This window comes from Caulobacter sp. AP07, from assembly GCF_000281955.1.
GTDB lineage: Bacteria > Pseudomonadota > Alphaproteobacteria > Caulobacterales > Caulobacteraceae > Caulobacter.
This window is the reverse complement of sequence record NZ_AKKF01000308.1, coordinates 1-9,261: the sequence shown is the minus strand read 5'-3', so window position 1 is coordinate 9,261 and position 9,261 is coordinate 1. Positions and strand designations below refer to the sequence as shown.

At 69.2% G+C, this 9,261-nt stretch carries 12 protein-coding genes and 1 pseudogene; 10 read left to right on the top strand and 3 right to left on the bottom strand.

What is annotated here, in order from left to right; genetic code table 11:
• Nucleotides 1-282 precede the first annotated feature (282 nt).
• Nucleotides 283-696, bottom strand: coding sequence for a hypothetical protein (locus tag PMI01_RS25540; RefSeq protein ID WP_007676612.1), 414 nt, complete (start codon nt 694-696; stop codon nt 283-285).
• Nucleotides 697-958: 262 nt separating this feature from the next.
• Here PMI01_RS25540 and PMI01_RS25535 point away from each other — a divergent pair, with 262 nt between their 5' ends.
• A complete protein-coding gene (locus PMI01_RS25535; protein WP_007676610.1) occupies nt 959-1,918 on the top strand; it encodes a 2-hydroxyacid dehydrogenase in 960 nt (319 codons plus the stop codon).
• Here the strand turns inward: PMI01_RS25535 and PMI01_RS28025 are convergent.
• Nucleotides 1,915-2,142, bottom strand: coding sequence for a hypothetical protein (locus tag PMI01_RS28025; RefSeq protein WP_255348051.1), 228 nt, complete (start codon nt 2,140-2,142; stop codon nt 1,915-1,917). The genes PMI01_RS25535 and PMI01_RS28025 overlap by 4 nt on opposite strands.
• Nucleotides 2,128-2,457, bottom strand: a pseudogene (locus tag PMI01_RS28020) (carboxymuconolactone decarboxylase family protein); the annotation flags it as partial. The gene PMI01_RS28025 and the pseudogene PMI01_RS28020, both read right to left, overlap by 15 nt.
• Before the next feature lie 100 nt (nt 2,458-2,557).
• On the opposite strand from PMI01_RS28020, the gene PMI01_RS25525 reads away from it, so the two are divergent.
• The 9 genes from PMI01_RS25525 to PMI01_RS25485 form a co-directional block, all read left to right on the top strand.
• On the top strand, nt 2,558-2,875 hold the full coding sequence (locus PMI01_RS25525; RefSeq protein ID WP_007676606.1) for a winged helix-turn-helix transcriptional regulator: 318 nt from the start codon (nt 2,558-2,560) through the stop codon (nt 2,873-2,875).
• Between the two features lie 3 nt (nt 2,876-2,878).
• On the top strand, nt 2,879-3,247 hold the full coding sequence (locus tag PMI01_RS25520) for a VOC family protein (RefSeq protein ID WP_007676605.1): 369 nt from the start codon (nt 2,879-2,881) through the stop codon (nt 3,245-3,247).
• Between the two features lie 62 nt (nt 3,248-3,309).
• Nucleotides 3,310-4,287 (top strand): ArsR/SmtB family transcription factor, encoded by a 978-nt coding sequence (locus PMI01_RS25515; protein WP_007676604.1) that lies wholly within the window; start codon nt 3,310-3,312, stop codon nt 4,285-4,287.
• A complete protein-coding gene (metF, locus tag PMI01_RS25510) occupies nt 4,284-5,228 on the top strand; it encodes a methylenetetrahydrofolate reductase [NAD(P)H] (RefSeq protein WP_007676603.1) in 945 nt (314 codons plus the stop codon). The genes PMI01_RS25515 and metF overlap by 4 nt, the downstream gene beginning before the upstream one ends.
• The gene (gene blaCAU / locus PMI01_RS25505; protein ID WP_007676602.1) at nt 5,225-6,100 is read left to right on the top strand and encodes a CAU/MBL1b family subclass B3 metallo-beta-lactamase; all 876 of its coding nucleotides are present in this window, start codon (nt 5,225-5,227) and stop codon (nt 6,098-6,100) included. The genes metF and blaCAU overlap by 4 nt, the downstream gene beginning before the upstream one ends.
• Entirely contained in the window at nt 6,097-7,173 is a 1,077-nt protein-coding gene (locus tag PMI01_RS25500; protein WP_007676601.1) for a homocysteine S-methyltransferase family protein, read from the top strand. The genes blaCAU and PMI01_RS25500 overlap by 4 nt, the downstream gene beginning before the upstream one ends.
• Before the next feature lie 11 nt (nt 7,174-7,184).
• Complete coding sequence (locus tag PMI01_RS25495) at nt 7,185-8,180, top strand: D-alanine--D-alanine ligase family protein (RefSeq protein ID WP_035038524.1); 996 nt, start codon at nt 7,185-7,187, stop codon at nt 8,178-8,180.
• A 2-nt stretch (nt 8,181-8,182) separates the two neighbouring features.
• The gene (locus PMI01_RS25490) at nt 8,183-8,584 is read left to right on the top strand and encodes a DUF4259 domain-containing protein (RefSeq protein WP_007676599.1); all 402 of its coding nucleotides are present in this window, start codon (nt 8,183-8,185) and stop codon (nt 8,582-8,584) included.
• Nucleotides 8,581-9,261 (top strand): dihydropteroate synthase (locus PMI01_RS25485; protein ID WP_007676597.1); only part of this gene is annotated, 681 nt, incomplete at its 3' end. The genes PMI01_RS25490 and PMI01_RS25485, both read left to right, overlap by 4 nt.

The window sequence follows — 9,261 nt, the reverse complement described above, 5'->3', positions numbered from 1 at the left end:
GTGACCTGGACGGTGGCCCAGGTCGGGGCCGATACGGTGTTCACCTTCTCGATGGGCGACACCATCACCCTGGCCAATGTCAATTCCGCCGGCCACGCCATGATCGACGCCTGGCACTGGGCCTAGGCAACGAGCGGGGCGCGGGGCTGGCCGGAGCCGGCCCCGAGGACATGCGGGTCGTGCTCCACCCCATCACCGGCATGACAATGGCGGACATCGCGCCGTAGGGGAGCCGACGATCGCCGGCCCCCGGGGGCCGGCGATCCCGCGATCTGGTCGGGTCTACTTCGGTTCGGTCGGCGCGCCAGGCGGGGTGGTCGTGTCGGGAAGGTTGGAGCCCGGGGCCGGCGTCGCGGCGTCCGGCATGGTCGATGGCGTGGCCGGCATGGCGGGGGCCGGGTCCATGGGCATGGTCGATGAGGTCGGCGGATTCACCGCGCTGTCCGCCGGGGGCGAGGCGGCGGGCATGGTGGCCGAGGTGTCGGCCGACATGCCGGTCGAGGCCGAGCCGCTCCACCAGTCCTTGCTGGCCCGGACCTTGGGCGAGGCCTTCAGATAGGCGTCGAGCTGGGCGTAGGGGATCGGCTGCTTGGGGGCGGCCGCGGCCGCCGAGGCCTTGGCTTGCGGCGCGGCCAAGGCGGCGCCGGACATGAGCATGGCCAGCGCGGCGCCGGCGGCGAGCGTTTTGATCATCATGGGGACTTCCTCCAGGACTGGGCGCGCCGGGGAGGCGCGTCGGTAGGCAAAACCCCTGAGGGCGACGGCAGTTCACAGCGTGGCCTTGGAGACAGCCGGCCAGAGTGGCGCGGAACCCGGGTCCGCGCCGCGAGTTTCGCTGACCGGTTCCGTCTCGGACCCATCTGGACACGCTACGAAGCCGGTTGCCGGTGGCGCCCGGCCGCAACTGGAGTAGCTTGCGTTTTCAAGAGCAAACCCCATCTCGGGTAAGAGGAATCGCATGCCACAAACGCCCGCCGAGAAGCCCCACATCCTGATCTCGCACGAGATGCTGATGCCGCTGCAACCCCTGCTGGAGGGCGCGTATCAGGTGCATCGCCTGTGGGACTATCCTGATCGCCTGGCCTTCCTGGATGGGCCCGGGCGACAGGTGCGGGCGATCGTCCACGCCGGCGAGATGGTGCTGCCCAAGGACCTGCTGTCGGAGATGCCGCGCCTGGGCCTGATCGCCTGCGTCAGCGTCGGCTATGACGGCATCGACGTGCCGTGGTGCAAGGCGCACGGCATCTCGGTCAGCCACTCCACGGGCCTCAACGCCGGCGACGTCGCCGACCACGCGATCGGGCTGATGCTGGCCGCCTGGCGGGGCATCGTCGAGGGCGACCAGAAGCTGCGCAGCGGCCACTGGACCAGCATGGAGCGGATGAGCCCGCGTCACGGGCTGCGCGGCCGCAAGGCCGGCGTCGTCGGCCTGGGCCATATCGGCGAGGCCGTGGCCCGCCGTCTGGAGGCCTTCGAGCTGAAGGTTTCGTGGTGGGCGCCGCGGCCCAAGGAGACCGACCTGCCGCGCGCCAGGAGCTTGCTCGACCTGGCGCGGGACAGCGACATCCTGGTGGTCTGCGCCCGGCCCGACGCCGCCAACCGCCACATGATCAACCAGGCGGTCATCGAGGCCCTGGGGCCCCAGGGGCTGCTGGTCAATGTGGCCCGCGGCTCGCTGGTCGACGAGGACGCCCTGATCGCCGCCCTCAAGGACGGCCGCCTGGGCATGGCGGGGCTGGACGTGTTCGACCACGAGCCGACCCCCGCCTCGCGCTGGGTCGGCGTGCCGCACACCGTGCTCACCCCCCACACCGCCGGGGCGACGCTGGACAGCATCCCCGCCATGGTCGGCCTGACGGTCGAGAACCTGCGCCGGTTCTTCAAGGGCGAGACCCTGGCCTCGCCGGTGGACGCCTAGGCTGGAAACGGCGTGGCGAACTCCTCCGGTTCCAGCCGCAGGCCGTTCACCAGCAGGCTGACGGTGCGATAGAAGCCGGCCAGCATCATCAGTTCCAGTCGGGCCGCCTCGTCGAACACCTCGGCGAGGCGCGTCCACAGGGCGTCGTCGATGTCAGCCCGGGCGTTGACGGCGTCGCAGAAGACGATCAGCAGAGCCTCGCGCGGCGACCAGCAGGCCGCCACGCCCGGCGCGGCGGTGGCCGCCAACTGCTCAGCGTCCAGCCCGGCTGGTCCCGCGAAGATCGCCGCGTGCACGCCCCACTCGTAGGCCGCCCTGTTCAGGGCGCAGACGCGATGGATGACGATTTCCCGCTCGCGCAGGGTCAGGTGGCCGGGGTCTAGCAGGCCGGCGCCGGTAAAGCGCGCGAACAGCCGCTGGTCGCGGGCCAGGGTTCGAAACAGCGACAGGGGCTGGTCGCCGGGCGTCTTCAGCCGATCGAGCGTGGCCTGGACGGCGGCCGGGTAGGGCGGTCGCGCCGGGGCGATACGGGCGGACATGGGCGTTTCCCTGATGATCCGAAAATCGTGCTACAGAATCTGTATCATGGCGAAATCCGAGTCTGCTACAAAAATTGAAGCTCCTTTGCCGGGTGGTCCCGTGCGGGGCTCCTCGACCGGCCGGCCGGTCATGGCCGCCCTGGACCTGATGGGTCGGCGCGGGGCCCTGCGGATCATCTGGGAGCTGCGCGACGGCGCCGTGCTGACCTTTCGCGCCCTGGGGACGGCGGCGGCGCTGCCGCCCGGCACGCTGAACGTCCGCCTGGCCGAGCTGCGGGCCGCTGGGGTGGTGGCGGCCGAGAGCGGCTATCGCCTGACCGCGCGCGGCGCGGCTCTGATCGAGGCTCTTGCGCCCCTGATCGATTGGTCGGAAGCTTGGGCCCGGGAACTCGGGGTCGACAATCCGGCGGAGATCTGAATCATGGCCAAGGTGCTGGGCCTGGGCGGGGTGTTCTTCAAGGCGCAAGATCCCGCCGCGGTGCGCGACTGGTACGCCCGAGTGCTGGGGTTCGAGGTTCTGGACTGGGGCGGGGCGGTGTTCAGCCATCCCAAGGTCGGTGGGACCAACTGGTCGCCGTTCGACGCCGACACCCGCTATTTCGAGCCGTCGGACGCGCCGTTCATGATCAACTTCATCGTCGACGACCTGGACGGAATCCTGGCCAAGGCGGCGGCCGAAGGGGTGTCGCCAACCGGCCGGCAGGACGAGGACATGGGCCGTTTCGCCTGGCTGGTCGATCCCGCCGGGATCAAGGTCGAACTCTGGCAGCCGGCTCCCCGGGAGGCTTGAAGGGCCGGCGAGACAACAGATTAGGCTTGCAAAATAGGACATAAAGATATCTTTATGTCCTCATGAAGGTGTCTTCCGAACAGGTTGTGGATCTGCTGCGCGCGGCCGGGGAATCGACCCGCCTGCGGGTGCTGGCCCTGCTGGCCGCCGAGGAGCTGTCGGTGCTGGAGCTGTGCCGGATCCTCGACCAGAGCCAGCCGCGCGTGTCGCGCCACCTGAAGCTCCTGGCCGAGGCCGGCCTGGTCGAGCGTTTTCCCGACGGGGCCTGGGTGTTCTACCGCTTGGCGCTGAAGTCGCCGGGCCGGGCGCTCATCGGCCAGGCCCTGGATCTGATCGACGTCGAGGACCCGGCGGCGCGGGCCGACGCCGAGAAGCTGGCCCTGGTGCGGGCCGAGCGGACCGCCGGCGCCCAGGCCTATTTCGCGCGCAACGCCGCGCGCTGGAACGAGATCCGCTCGCTCTATGTCGACGAGGCCGAGGTCGAGGCCGCCATCCTGCAGGCGGCGGGCGAGGGGCCCTTCGACGAGATGGTCGACCTGGGCGCGGGCGCCGGTCGCATGCTGACGCTGTTCGGAACTCGCGCCAACGCGGCCCTGGGGCTGGACCTGTCGCAGCAGATGCTCAACATCGCCCGCGACGAGGTGGCCAAGGCCGGCCTCGGGCAATGCGAACTGCGTCACGGCGACATCTTCGCCACCGGCCTGCCGGGCGGCTGCGCCGACCTGGTGACCGTGCACCAGGTGCTGCACTATCTGGGCGATCCGGCCGCCGCCGTGGCCGAGGCCGCGCGCCTGGTGGCCGATGGCGGCCTGCTGCTGATCGCCGATTTCGCCCCGCACGACCACGAGTTCCTGCGCGAGGTTCACCAGCATCGCCGCCTGGGCTTCGAAGACGCCGAGATCGCCGCCTGGATCGAGGACGCCGGCCTGGTTCCAGGCAGCAACATCGCCCTGCCGCCGACCTCGGCCGAGGGGCTCACCGTCAAGATCTGGACGGCCCGCCGTTCAGCCACCACGTCCGCCGAAAGAAGCGCCGCATGACTGCTCCCGTCCCCCGCCGCGTCATTGGTCCGGTCGCCCGCGCCGGCGAACGCACCGACCGTCCGCGCGTCTCGTTCGAGTTCTTCCCGCCCAAGACCGAGCAGATGGAAGAGAACCTGTGGGCGGCGATCAACCGCCTGGCTCCGCTGGACCCGGCCTTCGTCTCGGTGACCTACGGGGCGGGCGGTTCGACCCGCGAGCGCACCCACCGCACGGTCAAGCGCATCCTGGAAGAGACCAGCCTGAAGCCCGCCGCCCACCTGACCTGCGTCGGCGCCAGCCGCGCCGAGGTCGACGAGGTGATCCGCGAATATTGGGAAACCGGTGTCCGCCACGTGGTGTCGCTGCGCGGCGACCCGCCCCCCGGCGAGGGCGGCATCGGCGGCGTCTACGTGCCCCGCGAGGACGGCTACAAGAACGCCACCGAACTGACCTCGGCCCTGACCTCGATCGCGCCGTTCAACGTGCTGGTCGGGGTCTATCCCGAGAAGCATCCCGAGAGCCCGTCGATCGCCCACGACATCGAGGTCTTGAAGGCCAAGGTCGACGCCGGCGCCACCCTGGGCATTAGCCAGTTCTTCTTCGACACCGACGCCTTCCTGCGGTTCGTCGACCAGGTGCGCAAGGCCGGGATCACCATTCCGATCGTGCCGGGCATCATGCCGGTGACCAACTTCAAGGGCCTGGTCAAGATGTCCAAGGCCTGTGGCACCGCCGTGCCCGGCTGGCTGGCCAACCTGTTCGACGGCCTGGACGAGGACGCCGACACCCGCCGCCTGATCGCCTGCTCGGTGGCCGCCGAGATGTGCGCCAAGCTGCAGGAGCAGGGCTTCAGCGACTTCCATTTCTACACCCTCAACCGGGCCGACCTAGTCTACGCCATCTGCCGCGTGCTGGGTGTGCGCGAAGCCGCGCCGACTTCGTCGGAGGCCGCGGCGTGAAACGGACGGCGTCGATCCTCCTGGCGGCCCTGACCCTGGCGACCTCGGTCCCAGGGGCGATGGCCTTGGCCGATGATGCGCCGCCCAACTGGAACAAGCCGATCCGCCCCTACCGAGTGGTCGGCAACATCTACTATGTCGGCTCCGAGGGGCTGTCGGCCTGGCTGATCTCGACGTCGGAAGGCCATGTGCTGCTCGACAGCGGCCCGTCGCCGGCTGGCGCCAAACTGATCGAGGCCAATATCGCCGCCCTGGGTTTCAAGCTCTCGGACGTGAAGATCCTGATCAACACCCACGCCCATTTCGATCACGCCGGCGGGCTGGCCCAGCTCAAGGCCGACACCGGCGCCAAGGTCTGGGCCTCGCGCCCGGACGAGCCGGCCCTGGAGAAGGGCCAGCATTTCGGCGACAACGACAACGGCCTGACGCCGTTCGCGCCGGTGAAGGTCGACAGGAGTTTCGGCGACGGCCAGAAGCTGAAGCTGGGCGAGACGACCCTGGTCGCCCATCTGACGCCGGGCCACACGATCGGCTGCACCACCTGGACGACCCAGGTCATCGACCGCGGCCGGCCGCTGAGCGTCACCTTCAACTGTTCGACCTCGGTCGCCGGCAACGTCCTGGTGGGCAACAGGACCTACAAGACCATCGTCGCCGACTACCGCAGCACCTTCGCGAAGCTCGCGGCCCTGCCCACCGACGTGATGCTGCCCAGTCACGAAGAGCAGGGCCACCTGTTGGACAAGCGCAAGAAGATGCTGGGCGGCGACGTCAACGCCTTCATCGACCCCACCGAAATGCCCAAGTACGTCGAGACCTCCCGCAAGGCCTTCGAGACCGAACTTGCCCGGCAACAGGACGCCGCCAAATGACCGACCTGACCACGCGAAGCGGCCGCATCGCCGCCCTCAAGGCCGCCGCCAAGCAGCGCATCCTGATCCTCGACGGTTCGTGGGGCGTGATGTTCCAGAAGCGCAAACTGTCGGAGGCGGACTACCGCGCCGAGCGCTTCGCCGACTACGACGGCCAGATGAAGGGCAACAACGACATCCTGTGCCTGACCCGGCCGGACATCGTCGCCGACCTGCATCACCAGTATTTCGCCGCCGGCGCCGACATCTCCGAGACCAACACCTTCAGCGGCACTACCATCGCCCAGGCCGACTACCGCTTGGGCGCCGACGTGGTGCGCGACATCAACTACGAGGGCGCCCGCATCGCCCGGTCGGTGGCCGACGAATGGCTGGCCAAGGAGCCGGAAAAGCCGCGCTTCGTGGCCGGCTCGATCGGGCCGCTGAACGTCATGCTGTCGATGTCGTCGGACGTGAACGACCCGGGCGCGCGCAAGGTCAATTTCGACCAGGTGTACCAGGCCTATCGCGAGCAGGTGGCGGCGCTGCACGACGGCGGCGTCGACCTGTTCCTGATCGAGACCATCACCGACACGCTGAACTGCAAGGCCGCGATCAAGGCGATCATGGACCTGGTCGACGAGGGCTACGAGGAGCTGCCGATCTGGATCAGCGGCACCATCACCGACCGCTCGGGCCGCACCCTGTCGGGCCAGACGGCCGAGGCGTTCTGGAACTCGATCAAGCACTGCAAGCCGTTCGCCGTCGGCTTCAACTGCGCCCTGGGCGCCGACCTGATGCGGCCGCACATCGCCGAAATGGCCCGCATCGCCGACACCCTGGTCGCCGCCTATCCCAACGCCGGCCTGCCCAACGCCATGGGTGAGTACGACGAGGAGCCGCACCAGACCGGCCACCAGCTGCACGAATGGGCCAAGGACGGCATCGTCAACATCCTGGGCGGCTGCTGCGGCACCACCCCCGACCACATCAAACATGTCGCCGACGAGGTGCGTGGCCTGACGCCACGCGCTATTCCGGAGCGCCCGAAGGCCATGCGCCTGGCGGGCCTGGAACCGTTCGAGCTGGCGTGAGACCCTTGATGATGCGCACCACCCTCCTGTTCGGCGGCATGAGCCGCGAACGTCTCGTCTCGGTGGCCAGCGCCCAGGCGCTGGCCAAGGCCTTGCCGGACGCCGACCTGTGGTTCTGGGCGCCGGACGACCAGGTCTATGTCGCCGGCTTCGAGGCCTTGCAGGCGCACGCCCGGCCGTTCGAGATCGACCTGCCCACCGACGGCGCGCCCATCGGCGGCATCGAAGCCGCGCTCGACCAGGCCAAGGCCGAGGACCGGGTCCTGGTCCTGGGCATGCACGGCGGCGCGGCCGAGAACGGCGACCTGGCGGCCCTGTGCGAGGCGCGCGGCGTGGCCTTCACCGGTTCGGATTCGGCGTCCAGCCGCCTGGCCTTCGACAAGATCGCCACCAAGGCCGCCGTGGCCAAGGCCGGGGTGGTCGCGCCCCTGACCGTGGACCTGGCCGACGCCGAGGCGGCGCTGGCCCGGTACGGCAAGCTGGTCGCCAAGCCGGTGGCCGACGGCTCCAGCTACGGCCTGATCTTCGTCAACGGTCCCGCCGACCTGGAACGCCTGGCCGACGCCGCCGCGCGCGAGGCCTATGTGATCGAACCGTTCGTGGCCGGGGCCGAGGCCACCTGCGGCGTGCTGGAACAGGACGGCCGGGTGTTCGCCCTGCCGCCGGTCGAGATCCGTCCGGCCGACGGCGCCTTCGACTATGTCGGCAAGTACCTGGCCAAGACGACCGAGGAGATCTGCCCGGCCACCTTCGCGCCGGAGGTCAACGCCGCCATGCAGGACGCCGCGCTGCGGGCCCACAAGACCGTCGGAGCCGGCGGTTATTCGCGCAGCGACTTCATCGTCACCCCGGACGGTCCGATCTTCCTGGAGATCAACACCCTGCCGGGCATGACCGCCGCCTCGCTGTACCCCAAGTCGCTGAAGGCCCAGGGCATCGCGTTCGCCGACTTCCTGGCCGGCCAGATCGACCTGGCGATCGCCCGCGCCAAAGCCGTGGCGGCCTGACGATGAGCGCCTGGACGAACGGACCTTTCGACAACGACGAGGCCATGGATTTCGTCGCCGACCTGGCCGAGGCGCCGGATTGGCGCACGGTCGTCCAGATGCTGGACCACGTGACGCGGCAGGCGGGCTATCTGGAAGCGCCGGAAGGCGAGATCGCCGTGGCCGCCGCCGCCATCGTCGCCGCCTCGGTGGGCGACGTGACCATCCTGCCTGACAGTCATCGCGACCTGAAGGCGGCGCTGGGCGCTCCGCCCGAAGGCGCGGTGGCGCTGGCCCGCTCGGCCTTGGCGCGCGTGGTCGCCCCGGCGTCCGAACTCGACGAACTCTGGCAGGAGGGTGACGACCACGACGCGTGGCTCACCCAGATCGCCGCCCTGCAAACGACCTTGAGTGCATCCCAATGAGACCCGTTTTCGTCAACATCGGTGAGCGCACCAACGTCACCGGCTCGGCCAAGTTCAAGAAGCTGGTCATCGAGGGCGACTATCCGGCCGCCCTGTCGGTGGCCCGCCAGCAGGTCGAGGCCGGGGCCCAGGTCATCGACGTCAACATGGACGAGGGCCTGCTCGACTCCAAGCAGGCGATGATCACCTACCTGAACCTGATGGCGGCCGAGCCCGACATCGCCCGGGTGCCGGTGATGATCGACAGCTCCAAGTGGGAGGTGATCGAGGCCGGCCTGAAGTGCGTGCAGGGCAAGGCCATCGTCAACTCGATCTCCATGAAGGAGGGCGAAGAGAAGTTCATCGAGCAGGCGCGCCTTTGCCTGCGCTACGGCGCGGCCGTGGTGGTCATGGCCTTCGACGAGGTTGGCCAGGCCGACACCGCCGCCCGCAAGATCGAGATTTGCGAGAAGGCCTACAACATCCTGGTCGACAAGGTGGGCTTCCCGCCGGAAGACATCATCTTCGACCCCAACATCTTCGCCGTGGCGACCGGGATCGAGGAGCACGACAACTACGCCGTCGACTTCATCGAGGGCACGCGCGAGATCAAGACGCGCTGCCCCTATGCCCGCATCAGCGGCGGGGTGTCGAACGTGTCGTTCAGCTTCCGCGGCAACGAGCCGGTGCGGCGGGGG